The following is a 24952-nucleotide window of genomic DNA, read 5'->3' as shown; positions in this document are numbered from 1 at the left end:
CCGTGGCGGACCGGCTCCGCTCAGGAGCGGCTCAGCGCTTCTGGTCCGGGCCGTCGCCGCGGCGGCGCAGGTAGCGTTCGAACGCCTGCGCGATCGCATCGCCGGAGGCGTCCGGGGAGTCCCAGGTGTCGCGGGTGCGCTCCAGCTGTCGGATGTACTCGCTCATGTCGTCGTCGTCCGCCGCGGCGGCGTCGATCGACGCCTCCCAGGCGGCGGCCTCGGTGCGCAGATGCTCGCGGGGCACACCGATCGCGGTGAGCTCCTCGAGCCGGTCGAGAAGTGCGAGGGTCGCCTTGGGCGAGGGGGCGGCGGATGCCACGTAGTGCGGCACGCTCGCCCACAGGCTCGCGGTGGGGATGCCCGCGCGCTCGGCGAAGTGCTCGAGCACGCTGAGAATGCCGACCGGCCCCTCGTAGCTGGAGCGCTCCAGTCCGTGCGCTTCGCGCACCTGCTCGTTCTGGCTCGAGGCGAACACCGAGATAGGACGGGTGTGCGGCACGTCCGACAGCATGGCGCCGATCGTCACGAATCCGGTCACGTCGTCGCGCAGGGCGACGTCGATGAACTCCGACGCGAACGCCTGCCAGGTGCGCGCGGGCTCGGAGCCCGTGAGCAGCCACACCTCCGGGGAGGCGCCAGAGTCCGCGGGACGGGACAGCGTGGCCTCCGGCCAGGTCAGCTCGCGACGCCCCTGCGCATCCGTCCGGGTCGCGGGACGGGTGTACTGGTAGTCGAAGTAGAGCTCGGGGTCGGCGGCGTGCACGGTGCGGAACTCGGCGCTCTCACGGAGCGTGGCGAGGGCACCGGTGGCGGCTTCGCCGGCGTCGTTCCAGCCGTCGAAGGCGGCGACGATGATGCGCGAGCCGAGGACGTCCATCTCTCAAGGCTAGTCGCCGAAGGGGGCAGGGGCACGAGCGCGCGCCGTGGCGCCGGTACCATTGGTGCAGTGACCACGACATCCTCTGCCGACAGCCGACCCAGTGCCGTCCTGTGGGACATGGACGGAACTCTGATCGACACCGAACCGTACTGGATGGCTGCCGAGACGGAGCTCGTCGAGTCGTACGGCGGCACCTGGACGCACGAGCAGGCCCTGCAGCTGATCGGCGCCGGCCTCCTCGACAGCGCGAAGGTGTTCCAGGCCGCCGGCGTCGACCTCGAAGAGCAGGCGATCGTGGACCGGCTCACCGACAGCGTCGCCGATGCTCTGCGCACGAAGGGCGTGCCGTTCCGCCCCGGTGCGCGCGAGCTGCTCGCCGACCTCCGTGCCGCCGGCATCCGCACCGCGCTGGTGACGATGTCGCTGCGCAGGATGGCCTCCGATGTGGTCGATCTGATCGACTTCGAGGCGTTCGACCTGGTCGTCGCCGGCGACGACGTCGCTCTGCCGAAGCCGCATCCCGAGCCCTACCTGCGCGCCGCGGAGCTGCTCGGCGTGGACATCGAGGACACGGTGGCGATCGAGGACTCCCGTACCGGTGTCACGGCCGGTGTCGCGTCCGGTGCCGTCACCATCGCCGTGCCGAACCTGATCCCGCTCGACGGCCTCGGAGCGCATGTGATCTGGGAGAGCCTCGCGACGCGCACCGCGGAGGATGTCATCGCCGTGCACGCGCGGCACACGGCGGAGGTCGCCCGATGAGCGCGTCACGGCCGAGCGGGCCGTTCCGCGAGGGCGATCGCGTGCAGCTGACGGGTCCCAAGGGCCGGATGCACACCATCACCCTGCGGGCAGACGGGGAGCTGCACACGCACCACGGCGTACTGCGGCATGCCGATCTGATCGGGCTGCCGGACGGCTCCGTCGTCGCGAACAGCTCCGGCCACGACTACCTCGCACTGCGTCCGCTGCTGCGGGACTTCGCGATGTCGATGCCCCGCGGCGCGGCGATCGTGTACCCGAAGGACGCCGCGCAGATCGTGATGCAGGCCGACATCTTCCCGGGCGCGACCGTGATCGAGGCGGGCGTGGGCTCGGGCGCCTTGTCGCTCGCCCTGCTGCGTGCGATCGGCCCGGACGGCGCACTGACGTCGTTCGAGCGCCGGGCGGACTTCGCCGAGGTCGCGATGGCGAACGTGCAGACGTTCTTCGGTGAGACTCCGGACACCTGGCGCGTCGTGGTCGGCGATCTGGCCGAGCAGCTCGGTGCGGAGTTCGAACCGGCGACGGTCGACCGCGTCGTACTCGACATGCTCGCCCCGTGGGACTGCATGGATGCCGTGGCCGACGCGCTCACTCCCGGCGGCGTGGTGATCTGCTACATCGCGACGGCCACGCAGCTGTCCCGTGTCGCGGAGTACATCCGCGGCACAGGACTGTTCACCGATCCTGAGGCCTCCGAGACGATGGTGCGCGGCTGGCACGTCGAGGGTCTCGCCGTGAGACCCGACCACCGCATGGTCGCGCATACCGGTTTCCTGCTCACCGCGCGCCGTCTGGCGCCGGGGGCGATCCCTCCCGAGGTTCGCAGGCGAGCGTCCAAGACGAGCTTCTCGGACGAGGACGTCGAACTGTGGACTCCTGGTGCTGTCGGGGACCGGGATATCACCGACAAGAATCTGCGCAAACGCGTCCGGGAAGCGCAGAAGGCGGCGGACGGCGCGCGCACGGCCGCGTCGGCGCGCGAATCGGACGCGGCGACGGAATAGACTGGAGCGCGTGCGTAAAACGTCCGCTGCTCTCGCCGCCCTCGCCCTGTCCGCTGTCGCTCTGACCGGATGCTCGGCCGCGCCGACCTTCGCCGGAGCGCCGTGCGACCGCAGCGGCTCCGTGCACGGGATCGATGAGGACGTGTCCGTCAGCGGTGACCTCGGCACCGAGCCGAAGGTGACGCTCGTCGGACCGCTCCAGACGAAGAAGGTCTCCTTCTTCGACGCCGAGGCCGGCGAGGGACAGCCGCTGGTCGACGAGAACCAGGTCTTCGTCGGCGCGTTCGCACTCTACTCCGGCGAGACCGGCGAGATGATCCAGAACGTCGGCTTCGGCGATCAGGGCCAGCTGTTCACCATCAGCACGATCGAGCAGGGTCTGCCGGACCTCAAGCTCGGCAAGGCGCTGGAATGCGCCACCGGCGGCAGCCGGGTGGTGGTCGCCGCACCCACCACAGACAAGGGCGACAGCGTCATCGGCGTCTTCGACATCGAGAGCACCATGCTCTCCAGGGCCGAGGGCGGCGATGTCTTCAATGACGCGCGCGGCGTCCCCACCGTGGTCCGCAACCCGGCAGACGGCCGCCCCGGCATCATCATCCCCGACAGCAAGGCGCCGACGAAGACGGTCACGCAGACCCTGATCGCCGGTGACGGCGACAAGGTGGGCGACGACCAGCCGTTCTTCGCGTACACGGCGGTCGGCTGGAACGATCGCAAGGTCGCTGAGAGCAACTGGGGCCAGCTTCCCGAAGCGGATCTCACGAAGCTGCCGAAGCAGGTGGCCGCGGCCGTGCAGGCGGCGAACGTCGGATCCCAGATCCTCGTGGTCGTGCCCGGCGAGGGCGATGCGCAGGCCGTGGCATACGTCGTCGACATCCTCGGTTCGGTGCCCGCGAGCAAGTGATGGCCGCCACGATCCCGGCGGAGGAGCGCCTCACCAACCTGATCGTGGCGCTGATGGCCACGCGGATCGGCCTGACGAAGCAGCAGATCCTCGACAGCGTCTCGGGCTACCGGCAGCGTGCCGAGGCCGGCGCGAAGGCGGATGCGCTCGAGAAGATGTTCGAGCGCGACAAGGACCAGCTGCGCACTCTCGGCGTGCGGATCGAGACGATCGGCGACGCCGCCGACCCCAACGATCTGCGCGAAGCCCGCTATCGCATCCCCCAGGAGGAGTACGACCTTCCCGGCGACATCGCGTTCAGCCCCGCCGAACTCGCCGTGCTGCGCCTCGCCGGCAGCGTGTGGAGCGCCGAGTCCGCATCGTCCGACGCGCAGGCGGGCGTGCGCAAGATCCGTGCCCTCGGCATCGACGGCGATGAGCCGATCATCGGCTTCGCGCCGCGCATCACCGTGCGCGACACCGCATTCGCGCCCCTGCAGGAGGCGATCGAGCGCTCCCGGGTCGTGGCCTTCGACTATCTCAAGCCCGGCGATGAGGAGCCGCGGCGCCGCCGGCTCCGCCCGCTCGCGCTGCTCGACTACGAGGCCCGCTGGCACGTCTACGGCATCGATGTGGACGCCGAGGCGGAGCGCACGTTCCTGCTCAGCCGCATCGCCGGCGATGTGAAGGTCACGGCGCAGTCCTTCGATCCCGCACTCCGTGAGGGTGCGGGGGAGCGGGCGCTGGCCGGGCTCGAGAAGGTCGCCGCCACGCATTCCGCGCTGCTGGAGATCGAGCCCGGCACCGAGGCCGCTCTGCGGCTGGGGCGGCGTGCCGTTCCCGGCGGTGCAGGGGATCCGTGTGTCCTACGTCGATCGCGACATCCTCGCCGACGAACTGGCTTCGTACGGACCGGAGGTGCGCGTGGTCGAGCCGCCGGAGCTTCGTGACGCGGTCGTCGCGCGGCTGGGGGCCATCCTCGCCGTGCATGGCGATTCCGAGGGGGAGCGCGCATGAGCGATCCGAAGCCGCTGCTCGCCGCCGACCGGGTGCGCGTCTACCTGACGCTGGTGCCGTACCTGCTCGAGCGCGGCCAGGTGTCGCTGGCCGAGGCCGCCGCCGAGTTCGGCGTCAGCACGCAGGAGATGCGTGCGATGGTCGAGAAGCTCACGGTGATCGGCCTGCCCGGTGAGGACGGCTACTGGCAGCAGCCGCAGGAGATGTTCGACATCGACTGGGATCTGCTCGACGAGCAGGATGTGATCGAGATCACGAACGACGTGGCGCTGCGCCGCGTACCGCGCTTCACCGCACGTGAGGCCGCGGCACTGCTGGCGGGGCTCCAGATGGTGGCCGCCGTGCCCGCGGTCTCCGACTCGGGACTCGTGACCGGGCTGCTCGCGAAGCTCGCTCGCGGTGCGGTCGATGCGCCCGCCGACGTCGTGGTCGCCCCGCGTCAGGTGGGGGAGGTGCAGGAGGTCGTCTCCCGCGCCCTCAGCGACGGCGTCGCCGTGTCGTTCACCTATCAGGCGCCGGATGCCGCTCCGACGGTGCGCACGGTCGACCCGGTGCAGGTGCTCATCACCAACGGGCAGTGGTATCTGCAGGGGTGGTGCCATCTTCGTGAGGCGATGCGCACCTTCCACCTCGACCGGGTCAGCGACGCACGCCCGACCGACATCGCGATCACCCACGCCGCGGATGGGGTGCCCGACGCGTTCGGGACGACGCCGTCCGAGGACACGGTGACCGTCCGCATCCCGGAGGGTCTGGCACCGCTGCTGAGCGGATTCCGCTCCGAGGAGATCTCGCGAGGGGGCGGAGACATCACGCTGCGCCTGCGCATGGCGGACCCGCGCGGGATCAAGCGCTTCGCGGCGCGGTTCGCCGGCCGGATGCAGGTTCTCGAGCCTGCTGCGGCGCGTGCAGCCACTCTGGACTGGGCGAAGTCCGGACTGGCGCTGTACCGTGACCCGATGTCTCCCGACCACGGGTAGACTGAACGCCACTACCCATCAATGAGGAGACTTCTATGGCTGGCCTGACCGGATGGCACCTGCTCGCCATTCTCATCGTTGTCCTGCTTCTTTTCGGCGCGGCGAAGCTGCCCGCCCTGGCGAAGAGCGTCGGACAGTCCGCCCGTGTGTTCAAGGGCGAGATGAAGGCGATGAAGGACGACGACACCACGACCGCCGCACAGACCGAGGCGACGCCCGAGAGCGGTTCGACCGGACCGCAGAAGGACGCACCGTCCGGCGCTGACAAGACCAGCTGACGGCGGTGGCAGTGACTGATTCCTCGCCCGTCGAGGAACAGCCTCGCCACGACCGTCGGATGTCGCTCGGCGCGCACCTGCGCGAACTCCGTAAAAGGCTGACGATCGCGGCTATCACGATCATCGTCGCGATGATCGTGGCGTTCCTCGTGACGGACCCGATCATCCACTTCATCTCGCGACCGATCATCGATCTGCAGGATGCACGGGGGATGAAGTTCGTGTCGCTGAACTTCGCGACGGTGACGTCGTCGTTCGACCTGCGCATGCGCATCGCGTTCGCGATCGGGCTGACACTGGCCGCGCCGGTGTGGCTGTGGCAGATCTGGGCGTTCATCATGCCCGGACTCACCCGCAAAGAGGTGAAGTACACGATCGGCTTCGTCGGTGCGGCGATCCCGTTGTTCTTCGCCGGCTGCTACACCGCGATGATCGTCAGCCCGCACGTCATCGAGATGCTGGTCGGGTTCACCCCCGAGGGCGGCACCAACGTGATGGATGCGCGTCAGTACTACGATTTCATCTTCAAGCTGATGATCGTGGTGGGCATCTCGTTCGTCACGCCGGTGTTCATGATCGGGTTGAACATGGCCGGCATCATCTCGGGCAGGGCGATCTTCAAGGGCTGGCGCTGGGCCATCCTGGTGGCGATCGTGTTCGCCGCTGTCGCGACGCCACCCGCTGATGTCGTGAGCATGTTCCTGCTGGCCGGCATCCTGACGGTGCTCTACTTCGCCGCCGGTGGGCTGGCCCTGATCTTCGACCGCCGGAAGCGCAAGCGCATGATCGCGATGGGGCTCGACCCCGATCTGCCCGCATGACCTCGGCCGCGGATCGCTTCGCCGAGGCGAACGACCGACGCGACCATCCGCAGACGTCGGCGTTCGCCGGGCAGCAGCGTTTTCAGCTGGACCCGTTCCAGGTGGCGGCATGCCAGTCGCTGGAGTCGGGGCGCAGCGTGCTGGTGGCTGCCCCGACCGGTGCGGGCAAGACGATCGTCGGCGAGTTCGCGATCCACCTCGCGATGCAGGCCGCCGGCGACAAGGCCTTCTACACGACGCCGATGAAGGCGCTGTCGAACCAGAAGTTCCGCGAGCTCGTCGAGGTCTACGGCGAGGACGAGGTGGGGCTGCTCACCGGTGACACGAACATCAACGGCAATGCTCGGGTGGTCGTGATGACCACCGAGGTGCTGCGGAACATGCTCTATGCCGACTCGCCGGCACTCACCGGACTGCGGTTCGTCGTGATGGACGAGGTGCACTACCTCGCCGACCGCTTTCGCGGGCCGGTCTGGGAAGAGGTCATCCTGCACCTGCCCCCGCAGGTGAGGCTGGTGTCGCTCAGCGCCACGGTGTCGAACGCCGAGGAGTTCGGCGACTGGCTGGACACGGTGCGCGGAGACACCGACGTGATCGTCTCCGAGACGCGACCGGTGCCTCTGGAGCAGCACGTTCTCGTCCGCGACGATCTGCTGCCGCTGTTCGACGACAGGGCGGGGATCGCCACAGCACAGGTGAACCAGGAGCTCATGCGCATCCGGTCGTTCACCGGGTCGCGGTACGACGACAACCGTCGCGCGCAGGAATACCGCAGCGCGCGCCACGCCGGACGTCAGGCGCAGCGGCCGCCCCGAGGAGGGAAGCGCCCGGTGCGCTCGGCGAACGTCCGGCGGATCGAGCGGATGGACCGTCCTGAAGTCGTACGGCTCCTGGACAACGCGAATCTCCTGCCGGCGATCTTCTTCATCTTCAGCAGGGTCGGCTGCGATGCCGCCGTGCAGCAGGTGCGGCGCTCGGGCCTCAGGCTGACCACCGGCGAGGAGCGGGCGGAGATCCGCGAGATCGTGAACGACCGCACCCGGGCGCTGCAGGACGAGGACCTCGACGTGCTCGGCTTCTGGCAGTGGCGCGATGATCTTGAGCGCGGCGTCGCCGCCCACCACGCGGGGCTCCTGCCCGCCTTCAAGGAGGTCGTGGAGGAGCTGTTCCAGCGCAGGCTGCTGAAGGCGGTGTTCGCCACCGAGACGCTCGCGCTGGGGATCAACATGCCCGCCCGCACCGTCGTGCTGGAGAAGATGGAGAAGTTCAACGGCGAGGCCCGCGTCGCCATCACGTCGGGGGAGTACACCCAGCTCACCGGCCGCGCCGGACGTCGCGGCATCGACGTCGAGGGCCACGCGGTCGTGCAGTGGACCGAGGGCATGGACCCGCAGGCCGTCGCCGCACTCGCATCCCGTCGCACGTATCCGCTGAACTCCAGCTTCCGTCCGACCTACAACATGGCGGTCAACCTCGTCGACCGCTTCGGCAGGGTGCGAGCGCGGGAGATCCTGGAGTCGTCATTCGCGCAGTTCCAGGCCGACCGCGCCGTCGTCGGCCTTGCTCGTCAGGTGCGCGAGGCCGAGACGTCGCTGGCCGGATACGTCGAGGCGATGACGTGCGAGCACGGCGACTTCACGGAGTACGCCGGCATCCGGCGCGAGCTCAGCGATCTCGAGAAGAAGAACCGGAAGGATGCCGGTGCACCGCGCGCGGTGCGCGACAAGCGGCTGAAGAAGATCCAGCAGCTGCGCACCCGGATGCAGCGGCACCCCTGCCATTCCTGTCCCGACCGGGAGGCGCACGCCCGCTGGGCGGAGCGGTATTGGAAGCTCAAGCGCGAGACCGACCGCACCCGACGGCAGATCGAGAACCGCACCGGCACCGTCGCGCGCATCTTCGATCGCGTGCTGGAGGTCCTCGAGGCGGTCGGGTACGTCACGGGCTCGGGCGACGACCTCGCGCTGACGGATGCCGGGCGCACGATGCGCCGCATCTACGGTGAGCGGGACCTCCTCGTCGCGGAGTCGCTGCGTCGGGGGCTGTGGAAGCAGCTGGATGCGCCGTCGCTCGCCGCGATGGCCTGCTGCCTGGTCTACGAGCCTCGTCGCGATGAGCAGAACGCGGGGGAGCGCAGCATGCCCCGCGGCGCCTTCCGCATCGCGTACGACCGCACAGCCGAGCTGTGGGCAGAACTGGATGACCTCGAGCAGGAGCACCGTCTTCCCGGCACCGAGGCGCTCGCGCCGGGTCTCGCGGCCGCGATGCACGAGTGGGCGCGGGGCGGGATGCTCGACCGGGTGCTCATCGACGCCGACATGGCCGCCGGCGACTTCGTGCGGTGGGCGAAGCAGACGATCGACCTGCTCGACCAGCTCTCCATCGTCGCCGAGGACGGGGACCTCGCCCGCACGGCGCGGCGGGCCCTTGACGGGGTACGCCGCGGCATCGTCGCCTACTCGGGGTGTAGCAGCGGATGCCCGAGTTCGACCGCGATCGGCGGCCGCAGCCGTTGCTGCCGCTCTGGCTCGCTCTGCCCACCGCAGCGCTGGCCGCCCTGCTGATGCGGGTGGCGTTCCCGGAGCCGGCGATCTGGCCGCTGGTGTTCCCCGGAGTGGCTCTGCTGCTGCTCGCGCTGATCGGGCGACGGGCGTGGAGCGCGATCCTGGTCGGGCTCGTCTACGGCCTGCTCTTCTTCGGGCTGCTGGTGTCGTGGACCAGCCGCTACCTCGGGGTGATTCCGTGGGGTGCGCTGAGTGTCGTCGAAGGCGCGCTCACCGCCGTGGCTCTCCTGCCGATCGCGCTGGCGTACCGCTGGGTGCCGCGCGCGTGGCCGCGCGCGCGGCTGTTCGCACTCCCGGTGCTCGTCGGGGCGCTCTGGACAGGCCAGGAGCTGTTCCTGGGCAACTGGCCCTACGGCGGGTTCCCCTGGGCACGTCTCGGGATGACCCAGTCCGGGAGCCCGCTCGGGTCCGTGACCTCCTGGCTCGGAGTGAGCGGCCTGAGCTTTCTGATCGTCACCACGACAGCCCTGCTGATCGAGTTCGTCAGAACCGGTGCATGGCGGCGCCCGGTGCGGCTCATCGCTCCGGCGGCTCTTGTCCTCGTGCTCCTGCTCACCCCGCTGTTCCCGACGTCCGTCGCCGGCGACATGCGCATCGGCGCCGTGCAGGGCAACGGACCGACCGGCTACTTCGACCATCGTGAGCCGTACTCGGTGATCGACGCCCAGATGGATGCCACCGCGCCTCTCTACGGTGAGGACCTGGATCTCGTGGTCTGGCCTGAGGGCTCGGCCGGCTACGATCCGTTCCAGGACCCGGGCACGGCACGCCGGCTGACCCGCGTCGTGGCGCAGGCCGGTGCGCCGCTGCTCGCGAACACCGCCACCGAGCGCGGTGAGGACATCTTCAACACGTCGTTCCTGTGGAACGCGGACGGAACTGCCGACCAGATCCACGACAAGCGGCATCCGGTGCCGTTCGGCGAGTACGTGCCGAACCGCGAGTTCTACAACGCCATCGTCCCCGACCTGATCGGGCTGCTGCAGCGCGAGTACACGCCGGGCAGCAACCCGCCGCTGATGCGGGTCGGCGACGTGCCCGTCGGTCTGGCGATCTGCTTCGACGTGATCTATGACGAGGTGATCCGCGAGGGCGTCTCCGGGGGTGCGCAGGTGCTGGTGTTCCAGACGAACAACGCCGACTTCCGGGGCACCGACGAGAACCTGCAGCAACTCGCCTTCGCGCGCACCCGTGCGATCGAGACCGGACGCAGCGTCGTCAACATCTCCACGGTGGGCACCAGTCAGATCATCCGTCCGGACGGGTCGACCCTGTCGACCCTCGGCGCGGACGAGGCCGGTGCGCTGCTCGATGATGTCGAGCTGCGCACCGGCCTCACAGCGGGGGTCCTCGTCGGACCCTGGCTTCAGCTGGTGCTCCTGGCGGGCGGGATCGCGGGACTCGTGCTCAGCGGAATCCTCGCCCGGCGGCGCAGAGGCTGATCAGGCGCCGATCTTCTGGCGGGTCGGGTCGTCGCCGGCGCCACGACGGGCGCGGACGTAGGCGAGCCGCTCCTCGAGCAGCTCTTCGAGCTCGGCGCGAGTGCGGCGCTCGAGCAGCATGTCCCAGTGCGTGCGGGCTGTCTTCGCCTCGTCCTCCGCGGGGTGACGGGCGTGCCGTCCACCTCGAGCAGCGCGTCGGCGCCGCAGGAGCGGCACTCCCACGTCTGCGGGGGCTCGGCGTCAGCCGCGAACATCAGGGTGGTCTCGTGCCCGCATGCCGGGCACGCGTAGGTGGTGGCGCTCCGCTCCATGAATACGACGCCCTCTTCGCTCTGTAGGCTCTGGGCGCCGAGTCGGATGCCGCGCAGGCTGCGATCTGCCATTGTGTGGTCCTCTCGTCGCTGTCAGGTATAACGAACCTGGCTGTGCGGATCATCCACAGGGCCTGAATCCTAGAGCTTTTCACAGTGGAATCCCAGGGCCTGCGGCAGATTCGATCGCGGAGGGCTCAGGAAGGTGCCCTCGTCTCGCTTCGCTCGCTCAGAAACCGATGGTGCGCAGCGCGATGTCGGCATGATCGCTGATGATGCCGTCCACACCGAGATCGACGAGTTCGCGCATCTGGGCGGGGTCGTTGACCGTCCAGACATGCACCTCCACGCCGTGTCTGTGCGCAGCGCGGAGGAGTGCGGGAGTGAGCACGCGGAACGAGCCCTGAGCGATGGGGATCTGCACCGCGTCGACCTCGCGCAGGGCCGCGCCCGGGGAGACGCGCAGGGCGGACAGCGCGCGCAGCGCGACGATCGAGGCCCGCCCGCCGGAAGTGGCGGGGCGCTCCATCGCGCCCGCCTGCCGAGTCGACTCCAGAGCCCGGCGTCGGCGGGAGTCCGAGAAGCTGGTGATCAGCACGCGCCGGGTGTGCGGTGCGATGAGGGCGCCGATGGGCCCGGCCGCCGCATCCGTCTTGACGTCGATGTTGAAACGGGTCTCGGGGAAGGCATCGAGGGCTTCGTCCACCGTCAGGAGACCGCCGTGCTCAGCGAAGACGTCACGCAGCTCGGCGGTGCGCACGGTGGACACCGCGCGGTCATCGCCGGTGAGGCGCTGCAGTGTGTCGTCGTGGAACAGCACGACGTCGCCGTCGGCGGTCACCTGGCAGTCGGTCTCGATGTATGAGGCGCCGGCCGTCACCGCCTGAGCGAAGGCGCCTGCGGAGTTCTCCCACACAGCCGTGTCCTCACCCTCCGGGATCGCGAGACCACGGTGGGCGAGGACGCGGGGAGACCGTGTACCGGCGAAGTAGGGGTGCGTCACGCGCCGGGTCGCGTCGGCGGCGTCGACGGGCCCTCCCCGGGGCGCGGAGTGAACGCCGTGCCGAAGTTCTTCAGCGCCTCCGTCAGCTCGCTCGGGATGATCCAGAGCTTGCTGGAGGGGCTCTCGCTCACCTTCGGCAGCATCTGCAGATACTGGTACGCGAGCAGCTTGTCGTCGGGCTGGCCCTGGTGGATGGCGGTGAAGACGTTGTTGATCGCCTCCGCCTCGCCCTGGGCTCGCAGCACGGCTGCCTGCTTGTCGCCCTCCGCCTTCAGGATCGCGGCCTGGCGCTGACCCTCCGCCTCGAGGATCTGCGACTGCTTGGACCCCTCGGCGGTGAGGATGGCGGCGCGCCGGTCGCGCTCCGCGCGCATCTGCTTCTCCATCGAGTCCTGAATGGAGACGGGCGGGTCGATGGCCTTCAGTTCGACACGACCGACTCGGATGCCCCATTTGCCGGTGGCCTCGTCGAGGACCACGCGCAGCTGGCCGTTGATCTCGTCGCGGCTGGTCAGGGCCTCTTCGAGGTTCAGCCCGCCGACCACGTTGCGCAGCGTGGTGGTGGTGAGCTGCTCCACGGCACCGAGGTAGTTGGCGATCTCGTACGTCGCGGCCCGGGCGTCCGTGACCTGGAAGTAGACGACGGTGTCGATGGACACGACGAGGTTGTCCTCGGTGATCACGGGCTGCGGTGGGAACGACACGACCTGCTCGCGCATGTCGATGAGCGGGCGCAGCCGATCGATGAAGGGCACCAGGATGTTCAGTCCGGGGAGAGGGTCTTGTGATAGCGGCCCAGTCTTTCGACGACGCCGGCGGTCGCCTGCGGGATGATGCGGATCGCCCGGGCGACGGTCACCACCACGAAGATGATGACCGCGATCGCCAGGATCCATCCGATCGCGGTGGGGATGAACGAATCGTCCACGGTTCTCCTATTCGCTGAGGGGACGGACGACGGCCGTCGCCCCGGTGATCTCGACGACCTCGATGCGCCCGCCCCGGGGATCGGGGCGTCGGTCGCGCTGCGTGCCGTCCAGGTGTCGCCGTTGCCGAGCTTCGCCTCGCCGCTGACGCGGGTGATGTCGGCAAGCGCAGTTCCGTGCAGGCCGATCAGGGCATCGACGTTCGATTTGGTCGGATCCTCACCGCGCCTGAGCCGATGCAGCAGTGGTGGGCGCAGGAAGAGGATGAACAGGGCCGCGGCGATGCCGGCGATGATCACCTGGAGCCAGATCGGCATGCCGATCAGGTCGGTGATGAGGCCGACGGCGCCGCCGAAGGCGAGCATGAGGAAGGTGAAGTCGAGGGACAGCATCTCGATGACGAGGAACACCGCGATCAGCACCAGCCAGCCGATCCACGCCCACTGCTCGAACATCTCGATCATGGTCGCCCTTCCTGTTGGTGCGAACCTATCACGGTGCCGGCGGGGTCGGCGGGCCCCTCCGATGTAGGGTGAGATCGTCGCGGTCGCGGCGAGACAGAGCATTTCAAGGAGTACCAGTGACCGACGTTCTTCCCGCTGGCTCCCTCGACGGCAAGGTGGCTCTCGTCACCGGCTCGTCGCGGGGCATCGGAGCCGACACCGTCCGCTATTTCGCGCAGGCGGGGGCCGATGTGGTGATCAACTACCGCAACAAGGCGCCCCGCGCCGAGAAGCTCGCGACCGAGCTGCGCGCGCTGGGCCGCAGGGCTCTCGTGGTCGCTGCGGACCTCACCGATCCGGCATCCGTCGGTGAGATGTTCGCGAAGGTCGAGAGCGAGTTCGGCCGCCTCGACATCCTGGTGCTGAACGCCTCCGGCGGCATGGAGTCCGGCATGGCCGAGGACTACGCGCTGAAGCTCAACCGTGACGCCCAGGTCGACGTGCTGGAGCAGGCACGACCGCTGCTGGGCGAAGGGGCGCGGGTGGTCTTCGTGACCAGCCATCAGGCGCACTTCATCCGCACGACGCCGACCATGCCGGAGTACGAGCCGGTCGCGAAGTCCAAGCGCGCCGGCGAGGATGCGCTGCGCGAACTCATCCCCGGCCTGGCCGAGGCGGGCGTGGGGTTCACGGTCGTCTCCGGCGACATGATCGAGGGCACCATCACCGCGACCCTCCTGGAGCGCATGAACCCGGGGGCGATCTCGGAGCGCCGTGAGTCGGCCGGCAAGCTCTACAACGTCTCGGAGTTCGCCGCCGAGGTCGCGCAGGCCGCCGTCGATCCGGTCCCGGCGGACAACACCCGTCTGGTGGGCGACACGTCGGGGTTCGTCGCCGAGTGATCCCTCATCCGCATACGCAGGTGGCCCCGTCCGAACGGACGGGGCCACCTGCGTATGAAGGACGGATCAGACCTCGCTCTTGAGCGTGTCCTCGATGTCCTTGGCGTCCTTGCCGAGCGTGATCGCACGGACGATCTGCACGATGCCGAGGACGACCAGGGCGATGCCCAGGATCCACCACAGCACGACGGCGGCGTACAGCGGCGAGAAGAGCACCACGATTCCGGCGACGATGCTGAGGATCGAGTAGATGATGGTCCAGACCTTCGACCCGGACTTGCCCAGCAGGCTGAGCGAGACGATGCCGTCGATGATCCAGCTGACACCGATCAGGATCGCGACCACGAACGCGAGCGTCGCGGCGGCGGCGGCGAGGTTGGTGAAGGCGATCACACCGGCGACGATGTAGATCAGGCCCAGCACGATGTGGCCGACACGGGACCAGCCGCCCTTCTCCTTGGAGAAGATGCCGAGCGCGATGTAGACGAGACCGGCGACGATCAGGTAGGCCGCGATGATCGCGGTGACGATCACGGCCGACTTCCCCGGCCAGATCAGCAGGATGAGGCCGGCGATGAGCGCGATCGCGCCAGAGACGGCGAGGAAGACCCGGACGGACTTGACGAAGCCCTTCGCTTCCGACAGAGCATCAGACATGATGTTTCCTTTCTGGGAACCTCCTGTGAGGCATGTGTCCAGCGTAGCGGGTGCGGTTTCCAAATCGTGGAAGGCGCGTCACGCAGGGTTATGGCGCGTGTCGGCGCTGCATGCCACGATCGGAATGTGACCTCCGCCGACGACCAGCGACTCCGCGAACTGGCCATCCTGCGCGGGGTGCGCGACCGGATCGACCGGGAGTACGCACGGCCGCTCGACGTGGAGGCGCTGGCCAGGGGAGCCCACATGTCCGCAGGGCACCTCAGCAGGCGCTTCAAACAGGCCTTCGGGGAATCGCCGTACTCCTATCTCATGACACGGCGCATCGAGCGCGCCATGGCACTGCTGCGCCGCGGCGACCTGTCTGTCACCGACGTGTGCTTCGAGGTCGGGTTCTCCTCGCTCGGCACCTTCAGCACCCGCTTCTCAGAGCTCGTCGGCAGACCGCCCAGTGCGTACCGGGAGGATCCGGGTCTCGGCCCCGGCATCCCGTCCTGGGTCGAGAAGCAGGCGATCCGGCCGATCAGGAATCGAGAAGCGGATGGCGGCGGCGATGCGTAGTTTCGAAGACATGGAGATCACGATCAACGCCAGCTTCCTGCCGCACACCGATGCCGAGGCATCCCTCGCCTTCTACCGGGACATTCTCGGCTTCGAGGTGCGCAAGGACATCGGCTATCAGCAGATGAGATGGATCACGGTCGGACCGGTCGGTCAGCCCGACACGGCGATCGTGCTGACTCCGCCGGCGGTCGACCCCGGCATCAACGATGACGAGCGCACCACGATCCTCGAGCTCATGGCCAAGGGCAGCTTCGGCGGGATCGTGCTGGCCACGACCGATCTCGACGAGGCTTTCGCCGCGATCGAGGCCAAGGGCGCCGACGTGGTGCAGGAGCCGATCGACCAGCCCTACGGAATCCGCGATTGCGCGTTCCGCGACCCCGCGGGCAATATGGTGCGTCTGCAGCAGGCAGCCTGAGCCGGAGAGGACGACGATGACGAGCATCGCCGACGCCCACGACAGCATCCGTGTCGAGGGGGCCCGTGAGAACAATCTGAAGGACGTCAGCGTCGTCCTCCCCAAGCGGAGGCTCACCGTCTTCACCGGCGTCTCGGGCTCGGGGAAGAGTTCTCTCGTCTTCGACACCATCGCCGCGGAGTCGCGACGTATGATCGACGAGACCTACAGCGCGTTCGTGCAGGGCTTCATGCCCTCGATCCCGCGACCCGACGTCGATGTGCTGGAGGGGCTGACCACGGCGATCCTCGTCGATCAGGAACGACTCGGCGCGAACCCGCGCTCGACCGTCGGCACGGTGACCGACGCGAATGCCATGCTGCGCATCCTGTTCTCGAAGCTCGGCGAGCCGTACATCGGCGGCCCCACGGCGTTCTCGTTCAACACCCCGACCCAGAAGGCCAGCGGCGTGATGACCGGGCCCAAGGGTGAGAAGAAGATCGTCAAGGACGCCATCTATCTGGGCGGCATGTGCCCGCGCTGCGAGGGACGAGGCACGGTTTCGGACGTCGACCTCACTCAGGTCGTCGACGAGAGCCGCTCGCTCGACGGCGGCGCCATCCTGGTGCCCGGGTACACGGCAGACGGCTGGATGGTCAAGCAGTTCTCCGGGTCGGGGTTCTATCCGGCCGACAAGCCGATCTCGTCGTTCACCGAGAAGCAGCGGCACAACTTCCTCTACGGCGAGATCACCAAGGTGAAGGTGAACGGGATCAACATCACCTATGAGGGGCTGATACCGAAGATCACGAAGGCGATGCTCTCGAAGGATCTCGACGCTCTGCAGCCGCACATCCGCCGCTTCGTCGAGCGGGCCGCGGTGTTCACGATCTGTCCCGAGTGCGACGGCACACGGCTGACCGAGGGGGCCCGCTCGTCGAAGATCGACGGCGTCAGCATCGCCGACGCCTGCCGGATGCAGATCACCGACCTGGCGGAGTGGGTGCGCGGCCTCGACAAGCCCGGTGCCGGCCCGCTGCTGACGGCGCTGAGCGCCAATCTCGATGCGTTCGTGATGCTCGGCCTGGGCTATCTGAGCCTGGACCGCCCCTCGGGCACGCTGAGCGGGGAGAGGCGCAGCGGATCAAGATGCTCCGGCACCTCGGATCCTCGCTCACCGACGTGACGTACGTGTTCGACGAGCCGACGATCGGCCTGCACCCGCACGACATCCAGCGCATGAACGGACTGCTGCTGAAGCTGCGCGACAAGGGCAACACGGTGCTGGTCGTCGAACACAAGCCGGAGACCATCGCGATCGCCGATCATGTCGTCGATCTCGGACCTGGCGCGGGCAGGGCGGGCGGCGAGATCAGCTTCGAGGGGACCGTCGAGGGACTTCGCGCCAGCGACACTCTCACCGGCCGGCATCTCGACGACCGGGCATCCGTGAAGGACAGCGTGCGCGAGGCGGATGCCGTCATGGAGGTGCGTGGCGCTGACGAGAACAACCTGCAGGAAGTGGACGTGGACATCCCACTCGGGGTGCTCACAGTCGTGACCGGCGTCGCCGGGTCGGGCAAGAGTTCCCTGATCCACGGCTCGGTGGCGGGGCGCGAGGGCGTCGTGTCGATCGATCAGACGGCGATCAAGGGATCCCGGCGCAGCAATCCCGCCACCTACACCGGAATGCTCGAGCCGATCCGCAAGGCGTTCGCGAAGGCGAACGGCGTGAAGCCGGCACTGTTCAGCGCGAACAGCGAGGGCGCCTGCCCGTCGTGCAAGGGGTCAGGTGTCATCGTGACGCAGCTGGGCTTCATGGACACAGTGGAGACGCCGTGCGAGGACTGCGGCGGCAAGCGGTTCCAGCCCGCCGTGCTGGAGTACAGGCTCGCAGGCAAGGACATCGTCGAGGTCTTCGAGATGCCGGTGCGCGAGGCGCAGGGGTTCTTCGCCGGGGGAGAGGCCAAGATCCCGCGGTCGTCAAGATGCTGGACCGGATGGCTGACGTCGGCCTCGGGTACCTCACACTCGGTCAGCCGCTGTCCACGCTGTCGGGTGGCGAGCGTCAGCGGCTCAAGCTCGCGATCCAGATGGCGGAGGCAGGTGACGTCTACGTGCTCGACGAGCCCACGACCGGTCTGCACCTCGCAGATGTCGACAACCTGCTCGGCCTGCTGGACCGGCTGGTCGACTCGGGCAAGACCGTCATCGTCATCGAGCATCACCAAGCGGTGATGGCGCACGCCGACTGGATCATCGATCTGGGGCCGGGAGCCGGGCACGACGGCGGGAAGGTCGTGTTCGAGGGCACTCCTGCGCAGCTGATCGCGGACAGGTCGACGCTGACCGGCGAGCACCTCGCCCAGTACGTGGGATCCTGAGCGGGTGACACTGAAGATCTCCACCAGGAACGCGCGCTTCCAGCTCATCGAGGCGCTGCTGCACAACCGCAACCGCCGGCTGCGCGATGGACGCTTCATCGTGCAGGGCGTGCGCCCGATCAATCAGGCCATCGCGCATGGCTGGACGATCGAGACCGCGGTGTTCGACGGGCAGCGGAAGCTGTCGCCCTGGGCGAAGGACGTCGTCGCGCAGGCGTCCGAGGGCATCGCGATGAGCCCCGAGCTGCTCGCGGAGCTCTCCGGCAAGGAGGACGGCGAGGCCGAGGCCATCGCGATCGTGCGGATGCCGGAGGATGACTTCTCTCGCATCCCGACGCCCGCTGACTTCCTCGGGATGGTCTTCGACCGGCCGACGCAGCCCGGGAACGTCGGCGCGATCCTGCGTTCGCTCGATGCTTTCGGCGGACACGGACTCGTGGTGTCGGGGCACGCCGCCGACCCGTACGACCCGAAGTCGGTGCGCTCGTCTACGGGATCGCTCTTCGCGACGCCGGCGGTGCGGGCGGCGTCGCAGGGGCCGGTGCTGGACTGGATCGCCGACGTCCGTGCCGGGGGTGTTCCGGTGTCTGTCGTCGCGACCGACGAGCACGGCGAGGTCGATGTCTGGGACTACGACTTCACGCAGCCCACCCTGGTGCTGATCGGCAACGAGACGGTCGGTCTGTCGCGCGGCTGGCGCGAAGCAGCGGATGTCACCGTCCGCGTGCCGATGCGAGGATCGGCGAGCTCGCTGAACGCCTCGAACGCGGCGACGCTCATGCTCTACGAGGCCGCGCGCCAGCGTGCGACTCGCTAGCATCCGTTCATGACGCCTTCTCAGAGTGACATCGACGCGCGGATCCAGACCTACTACGGCGATGTCTTCGATGAGAGCGTGCGGCTGACAACGCGCTCGGCGCAGGGACCGCTGGAGTTCCGTCGCACGCAGGAGCTCATCCGCGAACACGTGCCGACAGGCCGCGTGCTCGACATCGGCGGCGGCTCGGGCGTGCACGCCGCGGCCCTGCAGAGCGTCGGATACGTTGTCGAGCTGGTCGAGCCCGTTCCGCGCCACGTCGAGAGCGCGCTCGAGGCCGGTGTGAGCGCGCGTATCGGGGATGCGCGCGAACTGCCGTACGCGGACGCCTCGTTCGATGCGGCGCTGATGCTCGGGCCGCTGTACCACTTGGCATCCCTCGAGGATCGGCTCACCGCGATCCGTGAGGCGGCCCGAGTCGTGCGCTCCGGCGGGATGGTTCTCGCGGCCGGACTGTCGCGATATGTCGCGTTCGGCGCCGCCTCTCTGGCTCGGGACGTTCCGTCGCCGATCCCGGGGAGTGGGGCGCTCTGATCGCCGACGGCACGCCGGTCTCGGGGCTGCGCTTCCCCGCCGGTCACTTCCACACCGCCGAGGAGCTGCAGTCCGAGGTCGAGGCGGCAGGACTTGACGTCTTCGACGTCGTCGGCGTGGAAGGTCCCGCAGGCCTGTTCCTCGAGGTGGTGCGCGATCCGGATCAGGACGTGCAGGACGCCGCCATGCTCATCGCTCGCGCGGCATCCGCTGAACCTGGCATCCGCGATCAGAGCGCGCACCTGCTGGCGATAGCGCGGGTGCCGTGACCGGTACGGGCTCCGTGCCCGCGTCGACGCGATCAACCGCCGGGCTGCGTAGGTGGCGGATCGCGCGGGCCGAGTACCGCGCGCAATAGACGGCACGGATACGGCAGAGTGGTCGGCATGGATCTGAGAGACGCGTTCCCGCCGTTCGGACTACGGATCGAGGCCGGGCCCCTCGTACTGCGACCGATCACCGATGATGTGCTGCCGACCTTGATCGACGTGGCCGCAGCCGGCGTGCACGATCCGAACCGGATGCCGTTCTCCTACCCGTGGACGGATGCGTCGCCGGACAGACTGCCGACGAATTTCGTGCAGTATCACTGGGGGACACGCACGAGATGGTCGACGAATGCCTGGGCGCTCGATCTCGCCGTCGAGTACGAGGGCGAGATCGTCGGCACTCAGGGGTTCACGACGCACGACTACCTGGTGACGCGCACCGGCGAGACCGGGTCCTGGCTGGGTCTCGCGCACCACGACCGCGGTATCGGCACACGGATGCGGCAGGCGATCTGCGCGTTCGTCTTCGACCACCTGGATGCCGAGGAGATCACCTCGGCGGCCTTCGCAGACAATCCGGCATCCCTCGCTGTGAGCCGCAAAGTGGGCTACCGACCGGACGGCCGGCAGCGTCTCAACCGTCGTGGCGAGTCCGCCGTCAACCAGCGGCTGGTGCTGGCGCCCGAGGACCTCGTGCGCGGGGAGCCGATCGTGGTGACCGGGGTCGAGGCGTTCCGTTCGTTCATCGGCTTGGATCGGCAGGAGTCCTGAGCGCCACGGACACGGAATGATGAGGGTATGTCGATCGATCGCTCCTACATCCGTGTGAAGGCCATGCTCGTCGCCCCGAACGCCGACGGCACTCGACATCTCGTGAGCAGGAACGCGTCGTCGAAGGAGAACCCCGAGGGTTACGACCGTTTCGTCGGCGGAAGCGTCGAACTGGGCGAGACTCACCGCGAAGCGGTCATCCGCGAGGTCGATGAGGAGCTCGGTGCCGAGATCCGCGATCTCTTCTTTTGGGAATGGTCGAAAATATCTTTCGGCTGGACGGAGAGCTCGGGCACGAGATCGTCGCGCTGTACAGCGGACGACTGTATCCCGAGCCGCCTGCTGAAGGCGGAACGCTCACGGAGTCCGACGGGTCGGTGGTTCCGGTCGTCTGGCGTCCGCTCGACGACACCGAGCTCGCCGTTCCGCTCTACCCGGCCGCAGCGAGCGAGTGGATCCGCCGGGCTCGGCGCGGGCGTGTGAGCAGCCGGGCCGAGAGGCAGCGTCGCGTTATGCTCAGCAGTCCTACTCAGCAGTCCTCTTCGGAGTACTCGTTCATGATCCACTGCGCGGATGCGCGTTCCATCACGACACTGCCGCAGGATCCGCTGACGTAGGTGACGCGCAGTTCCGCGGAGACCAGGGGAGCGGGGACTGGGCTGAGAACCGGCATCCGATCCCCAGCCCAGCCCCGACCTCACGGCGTCAGACGGTGCACATCCCGCGGGAAGAGCGTGACCTCCCGGATGTTGGGCGCCTCGAGCAGGCGGCCGACCCAGCGCTCCAACCCGATCGCGAAACCGCCGTGCGGCGGCATCCCGTGCGCGAACGCCTGCAGGTACTCCTCGTATGCCGCGGGCGACTCACCGCGCGCGGTGAGCGCTTCGATGTAGTCGCCGTACCGGTGCAGGCGCTGCCCTCCGGTCACGAGCTCGAGCCCGCGGAAGATGAGGTCGAAGCTGTTGCTCCATCGGGCGTCGTCGGGCTGCGGATGCGTGTAGAACGGGCGCTTCCGCATCGGATAGCCCTCGACCGCGAGCACGTCGCTGCCGAATTCCTGCATGGCCCAGTCGCCCAGCATCCGCTCGTGCTCCGGCGCGAGGTCCGGCTCGTCTGCGGGAGCGCCGACGCGCTGCAGCGCCTCGGAGAAGTGGATCGTAGGGATCTCGTCGGGGATCACGGGCATCCGGAGCTTCAGCAGGGCGACGGCGTCGGCGGCACGGGTCTGGATCGCCTCAATCATCCCGGCCAGGACGGTGCGGAGCATGGCGAGCACGTCGTGATGGTCGTGGATGAAGCCGAACTCGACGTCCAGCGAGACGTACTCCGACAGGTGCCGGACCGTGTCGTGCGGCTCGGCGCGGAACACCGGTCCGACCTCGTAGACGCGCTCGAAGACGCCGACGAGCTGCTGCTTGTAGAACTGCGGGCTCTGCGCAAGGAACGCCGGGCGTCCGAAGTAGTCGACGGGGAAGACGTTGGCTCCCGATTCGGTGGCGGATGCCACGAGCTTGGGCGTCTGGATCTCTGTGAAGCCTGCGGCGTCGAGCGTGGCGCGGAAGCCCTGCAGGCTTGCCGCGGCGATCTCCCACTTGGCCCGCTGAGCCGGGTGACGCCAGCTCACTGCGGCGTTGTCCAACAGCGTCGGCAGACCGGCTGTCAACTCCGGACGCCAGAGCTCGACCGGGGGAGTCGCGGCGGGCTCGCCGAGCAGCGATACGACGGGCGTGGTCAGCTCCACGCCGCCCGGGGCGTGCGGGTTCGCGGTGACGATCCCGACGATGTCGACGATCGTCTCCTCCGGGGCAGCTCGGTCGCATCGATCTCTTCGGGGCGTAGGACGACCTGCGCGAGACCGGAGCGATCGCGGATGATCAGGAAGCTGACAGTCGCGAGTTCCCGTCTGCGGTGCACATGGCCCTGCAGTCGAACCTCGGAGCCGGGTTCGGCGCGGGTGAGCTCTGCGGCGAGGGTGCGTGGTGGTGCGGGCGATCTCATGTTTCCTCCAGGATGTGGAAGCCCTGGAGGTGCGGGCGGGGGCTAGATCGCTGTGCCACCACACCTTCGCCGACGTATCGCCGGCCTCTCGTCGGTGACGCCGGACGCGCGAGCGCAGCTGCTCCTGCAGAGCTGAGGGTTGTCAGTCCTCGCTGTGGCTGGGACTGAGACTAGTCGAAAAGGTGCGCCACTCGGAAAACGCGTCAACCCGCCGCGGTGACGGGGCGGAGCCGGAAGACCAGGATGCCGAGGTGCTTGTCCATCCAGGACTTCTTATGCGGGAAGCGGCGGGCGTCGTCCTCGGACAGCTGTGGCTCAGTCGCCGCCGACAGCTCCGTCGCGCACCAATTCGGCGATCTTTCCGCCGTTGCCGCAGCCGAGGTCGAGGATGGAACATCCGCTGACGTCGCCGAGCATCGCGCGCTGCGCGGGCCACTCGACGAGTCTGTCGAGCGAGTCCTCCCGGCCGCGGGCGCGCTCATAGTCGCCGGAGAGGTCCGACCAGGCATCCGCATTCGTCGTCTGGAGTTCAACGGGGGATTCTGACTGCGTCACGTCGTCAACGGTATCGGGCAGGTGTCGTCATGCATCCCACAGGTTGTGGCTACAATTGCATAAAGCGCCACATTTGGAGGAGAAATGAACGTCGGAGTCCGCGAGTTGCGAGATGGCCTCAGCCGGCATCTCGTCGCCGTCCGCGGGGAGAGCAGATCACCGTCACCGACCACGGCAGGCCCATTGCGCGTCTCGTTCCGTATGAAGCGGAGAGCGGTCTGGAGAGGCTCATTGCTCCGGCACTGTTGAAGGCGCTCGAAAGGCGTGCCATCAGACACGGGTCATCCGTTGAGATGGAGCTGAACGAGATGGCCGAGTTCGGCCTGGAGCACTTCAACGAGGCCGCCCCGAGGATGCGGAACGGGATCCCAGTGATGGCCGGATCACCAGGGCACGTCATCACCGATGAACTGGTCGCTGAGCATCTGGACGACTGGTGACGATTCGACGGTTGCTCGACGTGAACGTGCTTCTGGCGCTGACCTGGACAGATCACGTCCATCATGACCTCGCACACGAGCGCTTCGCGTCCACGGAGTCCTGGAGCACAACATCGATCACCGAGATCGGTCTGCTGCGGCTAATGATGACCGAGTCGGTGATCGGGCGACCGGTGCCCGCCGTGCAAGCGCTGGAGCAGGTTCGCGCGCTCCGTCGCGCCGAGGGATGGTCTTGGATCTCGGGTGACGTATCGCCGACGACGTGGGTTGTTGCTGGCGGTGTCTTGCGCGGTCATCGACAGGTCACTGATCTGCATCTGGTGAACGTCGCTGCAGCGAACAACGCCGTCTTGGCAACCTTCGATTCCGGCATCCAACGATCCCTGCGCCCGCAGGAACGATCGTTCGTCGAGCTGTGGAGCTGATGGGCCCCTGGCTTCGCCGATAATGCACATTATGTCAGATTAAGAAGAGCAGCCCGCTCCCCGGATGATGTGGCCGGCGTCCTCAGGCGTCGATCGTGGAGACCAGCACGCCGCCTTCGGCCGACGACACGCGCCAGACCCTGCCACTGCCCTGGACTCGGAATCCATCGTCGCCGATCATCACGGCCGTGCGCTCGTCGATGCCGAGCCCGTTCGCGACCAGACCGGACTCGACGGCGACGACCAGCCGGGACAACATGCCGCGCTGGGCCACGTGCACCTCGACGGCCGCATCCACGAGACCGATACCGTCCTCGATCTCCAACTCGTAGCCGTCATCGGGGTCATCCGGGTCCTCGGGTGAGACTGTCACGCCGGCGATGCGCGGCCCGCCTCCGAACGACCTCTCTCCCGCGATCATCGCGCCGGCCGAGACGCCGAGGTACGGCAAGCCATCTGCGACCAGTCGGCGCAATTCGCCGAACATCGGCTCGAGCCCCGCGCGCACGTCCTCGACGACGCCACCTCCGACTGCGACGCCGTCGACGTCAGTGATCGCGTCGATCCCGATCGGCTTGTCCGGCCCACCAGCGGTGAGGTGCGTCTCGATCTCGAGGCCCGTGCCGGCCTCGGCCAGAAGCGCACCCAGATCCGCCGCCTTCTCCTCGGCCTCGGGGTGCAGCGAGATCACGGCGATGCGCGGCCGTGCTCGACCTGCCTGGCTCGCTCGCTGTGCCGCCTCGGCCACGAACGGCGCATGAAGTGGCGCGTCCGCGCTCGTGGTCGCACCGCCGCCGATGAGGTGCACGCTCACGCGGCATCACGTCCTGCTGCGTTGGCGGGAGACGCTGCCGCATCGCCGGACCGGTCCATGGGACGGATCTCGCGCGAGATCCTGCAGAGACCGGCACTCGCACCG

At 68.2% G+C, this 24952-nt stretch carries 27 protein-coding genes and 3 pseudogenes; 21 read left to right on the top strand and 9 right to left on the bottom strand.

The window, feature by feature from the left end; genetic code table 11:
• Positions 1-31 precede the first annotated feature (31 nt).
• On the bottom strand, positions 32-877 hold the full coding sequence (locus L2X99_RS05670) for a PAC2 family protein (protein ID WP_236135738.1): 846 nt from the start codon (positions 875-877) through the stop codon (positions 32-34).
• A 60-nt stretch (positions 878-937) separates the two neighbouring features.
• Between L2X99_RS05670 and L2X99_RS05665 the strand changes: the two genes are divergently transcribed.
• Genes L2X99_RS05665 through lnt form a run of 10 tightly spaced genes read left to right on the top strand, consistent with a single transcriptional unit; the run spans position 938 to position 10637 of the window.
• The gene (locus L2X99_RS05665; protein ID WP_442923518.1) at positions 938-1642 is read left to right on the top strand and encodes an HAD family hydrolase; all 705 of its coding nucleotides are present in this window, start codon (positions 938-940) and stop codon (positions 1640-1642) included.
• Positions 1639-2649: a tRNA (adenine-N1)-methyltransferase gene (locus tag L2X99_RS05660; RefSeq protein ID WP_236135737.1), complete on the top strand. Its 1011-nt coding sequence runs from the start codon at positions 1639-1641 to the stop codon at positions 2647-2649. Before L2X99_RS05665 ends, L2X99_RS05660 begins: the two co-directional genes overlap by 4 nt.
• Positions 2650-2659: 10 nt before the next feature.
• A complete protein-coding gene (locus L2X99_RS05655; RefSeq protein WP_236124642.1) occupies positions 2660-3556 on the top strand; it encodes a hypothetical protein in 897 nt (298 codons plus the stop codon).
• Positions 3556-4485: a helix-turn-helix transcriptional regulator gene (locus tag L2X99_RS05650; protein ID WP_268928554.1), complete on the top strand. Its 930-nt coding sequence runs from the start codon at positions 3556-3558 to the stop codon at positions 4483-4485. The genes L2X99_RS05655 and L2X99_RS05650 overlap by 1 nt, the downstream gene beginning before the upstream one ends.
• On the top strand, positions 4433-4552 hold the full coding sequence (locus L2X99_RS18520; RefSeq protein WP_442923517.1) for a hypothetical protein: 120 nt from the start codon (positions 4433-4435) through the stop codon (positions 4550-4552). Before L2X99_RS05650 ends, L2X99_RS18520 begins: the two co-directional genes overlap by 53 nt.
• Positions 4549-5532, top strand: coding sequence for a helix-turn-helix transcriptional regulator (locus L2X99_RS05645; RefSeq protein ID WP_236124643.1), 984 nt, complete (start codon positions 4549-4551; stop codon positions 5530-5532). Before L2X99_RS18520 ends, L2X99_RS05645 begins: the two co-directional genes overlap by 4 nt.
• A 35-nt stretch (positions 5533-5567) precedes the next feature.
• Positions 5568-5810 carry a Sec-independent protein translocase subunit TatA gene (tatA, locus tag L2X99_RS05640; protein WP_236124644.1) on the top strand — a complete coding sequence of 81 codons (243 nt, stop codon included), beginning with the start codon at positions 5568-5570 and terminating at the stop codon, positions 5808-5810.
• Between the two features lie 59 nt (positions 5811-5869).
• A complete protein-coding gene (gene tatC, locus L2X99_RS05635) occupies positions 5870-6631 on the top strand; it encodes a twin-arginine translocase subunit TatC (protein ID WP_236126900.1) in 762 nt (253 codons plus the stop codon).
• A complete protein-coding gene (locus tag L2X99_RS05630; protein WP_236135736.1) occupies positions 6628-9195 on the top strand; it encodes a DEAD/DEAH box helicase in 2568 nt (855 codons plus the stop codon). The genes tatC and L2X99_RS05630 overlap by 4 nt, the downstream gene beginning before the upstream one ends.
• Entirely contained in the window at positions 9108-10637 is a 1530-nt protein-coding gene (gene lnt, locus L2X99_RS05625; RefSeq protein ID WP_236135735.1) for an apolipoprotein N-acyltransferase, read from the top strand. Before L2X99_RS05630 ends, lnt begins: the two co-directional genes overlap by 88 nt.
• Here lnt and L2X99_RS05620 read toward each other — a convergent pair.
• The 3 genes and pseudogenes from L2X99_RS05620 to L2X99_RS05610 form a co-directional block, all read right to left on the bottom strand.
• Positions 10638-11020: pseudogene (locus L2X99_RS05620) on the bottom strand (RNA polymerase-binding protein RbpA).
• A gap of 157 nt (positions 11021-11177) precedes the next feature.
• A complete protein-coding gene (locus L2X99_RS05615; RefSeq protein ID WP_329608136.1) occupies positions 11178-11864 on the bottom strand; it encodes a glycerophosphodiester phosphodiesterase family protein in 687 nt (228 codons plus the stop codon).
• Between the two features lie 83 nt (positions 11865-11947).
• Positions 11948-12852: pseudogene (locus tag L2X99_RS05610) on the bottom strand (SPFH domain-containing protein).
• A gap of 605 nt (positions 12853-13457) precedes the next feature.
• Here L2X99_RS05610 and L2X99_RS05600 point away from each other — a divergent pair.
• Entirely contained in the window at positions 13458-14222 is a 765-nt protein-coding gene (locus tag L2X99_RS05600; protein WP_236135734.1) for an SDR family oxidoreductase, read from the top strand.
• A gap of 66 nt (positions 14223-14288) precedes the next feature.
• On the opposite strand, the gene L2X99_RS05595 is transcribed toward L2X99_RS05600, so the two are convergent.
• On the bottom strand, positions 14289-14879 hold the full coding sequence (locus L2X99_RS05595) for an HdeD family acid-resistance protein (RefSeq protein ID WP_236124646.1): 591 nt from the start codon (positions 14877-14879) through the stop codon (positions 14289-14291).
• 90 nt (positions 14880-14969) lie between these two features.
• Here L2X99_RS05595 and L2X99_RS05590 point away from each other — a divergent pair, with 90 nt between their 5' ends.
• The 8 genes and pseudogenes from L2X99_RS05590 to L2X99_RS05555 all read left to right on the top strand — a co-directional run bounded on the left by L2X99_RS05590 (position 14970) and on the right by L2X99_RS05555 (position 21098).
• Positions 14970-15440 (top strand): helix-turn-helix transcriptional regulator, encoded by a 471-nt coding sequence (locus tag L2X99_RS05590; RefSeq protein ID WP_442923516.1) that lies wholly within the window; start codon positions 14970-14972, stop codon positions 15438-15440.
• Positions 15441-15450: 10 nt separating this feature from the next.
• Positions 15451-15861 carry a VOC family protein gene (locus L2X99_RS05585; RefSeq protein WP_236126901.1) on the top strand — a complete coding sequence of 137 codons (411 nt, stop codon included), beginning with the start codon at positions 15451-15453 and terminating at the stop codon, positions 15859-15861.
• A gap of 16 nt (positions 15862-15877) precedes the next feature.
• Positions 15878-18224: pseudogene (locus L2X99_RS05580) on the top strand (ATP-binding cassette domain-containing protein).
• Between the two features lie 4 nt (positions 18225-18228).
• Positions 18229-19041: a TrmH family RNA methyltransferase gene (locus L2X99_RS05575; protein WP_236124648.1), complete on the top strand. Its 813-nt coding sequence runs from the start codon at positions 18229-18231 to the stop codon at positions 19039-19041.
• Between the two features lie 9 nt (positions 19042-19050).
• Positions 19051-19575, top strand: coding sequence for a class I SAM-dependent methyltransferase (locus L2X99_RS05570; protein WP_236124649.1), 525 nt, complete (start codon positions 19051-19053; stop codon positions 19573-19575).
• Between the two features lie 116 nt (positions 19576-19691).
• Positions 19692-19844 (top strand): hypothetical protein, encoded by a 153-nt coding sequence (locus L2X99_RS05565; RefSeq protein ID WP_236124650.1) that lies wholly within the window; start codon positions 19692-19694, stop codon positions 19842-19844.
• A gap of 117 nt (positions 19845-19961) precedes the next feature.
• Positions 19962-20615, top strand: a complete 654-nt coding sequence (locus L2X99_RS05560) for a GNAT family N-acetyltransferase (RefSeq protein WP_236124651.1) — start codon at positions 19962-19964, stop codon at positions 20613-20615.
• 27 nt (positions 20616-20642) lie between these two features.
• Entirely contained in the window at positions 20643-21098 is a 456-nt protein-coding gene (locus tag L2X99_RS05555) for an NUDIX domain-containing protein (protein WP_236135733.1), read from the top strand.
• Positions 21099-21144: 46 nt separating this feature from the next.
• Here L2X99_RS05555 and L2X99_RS05550 read toward each other — a convergent pair whose 3' ends face one another.
• The 3 genes from L2X99_RS05550 to L2X99_RS05540 form a co-directional block, all read right to left on the bottom strand.
• Complete coding sequence (locus tag L2X99_RS05550) at positions 21145-21288, bottom strand: hypothetical protein (protein ID WP_236124653.1); 144 nt, start codon at positions 21286-21288, stop codon at positions 21145-21147.
• A gap of 24 nt (positions 21289-21312) precedes the next feature.
• Positions 21313-22677, bottom strand: coding sequence for an aspartate--tRNA(Asn) ligase (aspS, locus tag L2X99_RS05545; protein WP_236135732.1), 1365 nt, complete (start codon positions 22675-22677; stop codon positions 21313-21315).
• A gap of 251 nt (positions 22678-22928) precedes the next feature.
• Positions 22929-23168, bottom strand: coding sequence for a hypothetical protein (locus L2X99_RS05540; protein ID WP_236124654.1), 240 nt, complete (start codon positions 23166-23168; stop codon positions 22929-22931).
• A 293-nt stretch (positions 23169-23461) separates the two neighbouring features.
• On the opposite strand from L2X99_RS05540, the gene L2X99_RS05535 reads away from it, so the two are divergent.
• Both L2X99_RS05535 and L2X99_RS05530 read left to right on the top strand, forming a co-directional pair.
• Positions 23462-23608, top strand: coding sequence for a hypothetical protein (locus L2X99_RS05535; RefSeq protein ID WP_236124655.1), 147 nt, complete (start codon positions 23462-23464; stop codon positions 23606-23608).
• 20 nt (positions 23609-23628) lie between these two features.
• Positions 23629-24033, top strand: a complete 405-nt coding sequence (locus tag L2X99_RS05530) for a TA system VapC family ribonuclease toxin (RefSeq protein WP_236126903.1) — start codon at positions 23629-23631, stop codon at positions 24031-24033.
• Between the two features lie 82 nt (positions 24034-24115).
• On the opposite strand, the gene L2X99_RS05525 is transcribed toward L2X99_RS05530, so the two are convergent.
• Positions 24116-24847 carry a Type 1 glutamine amidotransferase-like domain-containing protein gene (locus L2X99_RS05525; protein ID WP_236124656.1) on the bottom strand — a complete coding sequence of 244 codons (732 nt, stop codon included), beginning with the start codon at positions 24845-24847 and terminating at the stop codon, positions 24116-24118.
• Positions 24848-24952: the final 105 nt, after the last annotated feature.

It is taken from the genome of Microbacterium sp. KUDC0406 (assembly GCF_021582875.1).
Classification (GTDB): Bacteria; Actinomycetota; Actinomycetes; order Actinomycetales; family Microbacteriaceae; genus Microbacterium.
The sequence above is the reverse complement of the archived record's forward strand: the minus strand, read 5'-3'. Positions and strand labels throughout refer to the sequence as shown.